Below are 1,982 nucleotides of genomic sequence, written 5' to 3'. Positions count from 1 at the left end.
TGCGGCTTTCTCGCGGGCTCCATCGTCGGCACCCTGGTGGCCTGGGGCAAGATCGGGGGCAACGTGGTGATCCGCAGCCTGGCGGACGGCTACACCACCGTCCTGCGCGGCATCCCCGACCTTCTCGTGATCTACCTGTTCTACTTCGGCGGCAGCGCGGCGCTCGGCGCCATCGGCAGCCTGTTCGGAGCCGAGGGCTTCATCGGCGTGCCGGCCTTCGCCACCGGCGCCATGGCCATCGGCATCGTGTCGGGCGCCTATCAGGCCGAGGTGTTCCGCGGCGCCTTCCAGGTCGTGAGCCGCGGCGAGCTCGAGGCGGCCCGGTCCGTGGGCATGCATCGCTGGCTGATGTTCCGCCGCATCATCGCCCCGCAGGTCCTGCGCTACGCCATTCCGGGCCTCGGCAACACCTGGCAGCTGGTGCTGAAGGAATCGGCCCTGATCTCGGTGACCGGCCTCGTCGAGCTGCTGCGCCAGTCGCACATCGCGGCCGGCTCCACCCGGCGCCCGTTCGACTTCTACATCACGGCGGCGGTGCTCTACCTGCTCATCACCTGGGTTTCGACCTACCTGTTCCAGCGCGCGGAGGCTCACTCGATGCGTGGCATGCGGAGGGCTTCCTGATGGACTTCGCCTTCATGCGGGATGCCTTCCTGACCCTGATCGGGGGCGTGCCGCTCACCCTCAACCTGGCCTTCACGGCGGTTGCGCTCGGGGCCATCTTCGCGATGCTGCTCGCGCTCATGCGCATGTCCCGCGTCAAGGTTCTCGACTGGCCGGCTCAAGGATATGTCTTCGTGTTCCGCGGGACGCCCCTGCTCGTGCAGATCTTCCTGATCTATTACGGCCTCGGACAGTTCCGCCCCTTCTTACAGGAATGGGGCCTGTGGACCTTCTTCCGCGAGCCCTACTGGTGCGCGGTGCTGGCGCTCACCCTCAACACGGCCGCCTATGCCAGCGAGATCTTCCGCGGCGGCCTGCAATCGGTGCCGCACAACCAGGTCGAGGCCGCGCGGGCCTGCGGCATGTCGGGCTTCCTACTCTTCCGCCGCATCGTCTTCCCGATCGCGGTCCGCCAGGCGCTGCCGGCCTACGGCAGCGAGATCATCCTCATGGTCAAGGCGACCTCGCTGGCGTCCATCATCACCATGATGGAGGTGACGGGACTGGCCGCGAAGCTGATCTCGCAGACCTTCCGGGCCGTCGAGGTCTTCATCGTGGCAGGCCTGATCTACCTGATCCTCAACTTCATCATCACGCGCATCATCATGGCCATCGAGTGGTGGCTCTCGCCCCACCTGCGCCGCCCCCCGGCCATCGAGCCGCGTCTGGAGGCCGCCCATGTCTAACGGAGTTGCATCCTTGTCGATCCACACCGCGCCGGTCGAGGCCGCTGCCGCCGTCTCCGTCAACGATCTCCGCAAGAGCTTCGGGAGCCTCGAGGTGCTCAAGGGCGTGTCGCTCAGCGCCCGGGAAGGCGACGTGATCTCGATCCTGGGCGCGTCGGGCTCGGGCAAGTCCACCATGCTGCGCTGCATCAACATGCTGGAGGTGCCGGATTCCGGCGAGATCCGCATCGGCGGCGAGACGATCGGTCTGCGCAAGGGCCGCAAGGGCATGGAGCCCGCCGACCAGCGGCAGGTGGACCGCATCCGGTCGCGGGTCGCCATGGTGTTCCAGAGCTTCAATCTCTGGTCCCACATGACCATCCTGGAGAACGTCATCGAGGCGCCCGTGCACGTGCAGAAGCGCCCGAAGGCCGAGTGCATCGCCGAGGCCGAAGAGCTGCTGAAGAAGGTCGGCATCGTCGACAAGCGCAACCAGTATCCGTCCCACCTCTCCGGCGGTCAGCAGCAGCGCGCCGCCATCGCCCGCGCGCTCGCCATGCACCCCAAGGTGATGCTGTTCGACGAGCCGACCTCGGCGCTCGATCCGGAGCTGGTGGGCGAGGTCCTGCGCGTCATGCGCTCGCTCGCCGAGGA

The 1,982-nt window shown here is 67.2% G+C and carries 3 protein-coding genes; all 3 read left to right on the top strand.

What is annotated here, in order from left to right; genetic code table 11:
- The coding region (locus OCW50_RS32955; RefSeq protein ID WP_262300394.1) for an ABC transporter permease at nucleotides 1-624 on the top strand (624 nt) is incomplete at its 5' end.
- On the top strand, nucleotides 624-1,349 hold the full coding sequence (locus OCW50_RS32950; protein WP_262300393.1) for an ABC transporter permease: 726 nt from the start codon (nucleotides 624-626) through the stop codon (nucleotides 1,347-1,349). The genes OCW50_RS32955 and OCW50_RS32950, both read left to right, overlap by 1 nt.
- Nucleotides 1,342-1,982: ATP-binding cassette domain-containing protein (locus OCW50_RS32945; protein WP_262300392.1), on the top strand; the 641-nt coding region annotated here is incomplete at its 3' end. The genes OCW50_RS32950 and OCW50_RS32945, both read left to right, overlap by 8 nt.

This window comes from Microvirga sesbaniae (assembly GCF_025460805.1).
Lineage (GTDB): Bacteria > Pseudomonadota > Alphaproteobacteria > Rhizobiales > Beijerinckiaceae > Microvirga > Microvirga sesbaniae.
This window is presented reverse-complemented; position numbering and strand designations above follow the sequence as displayed.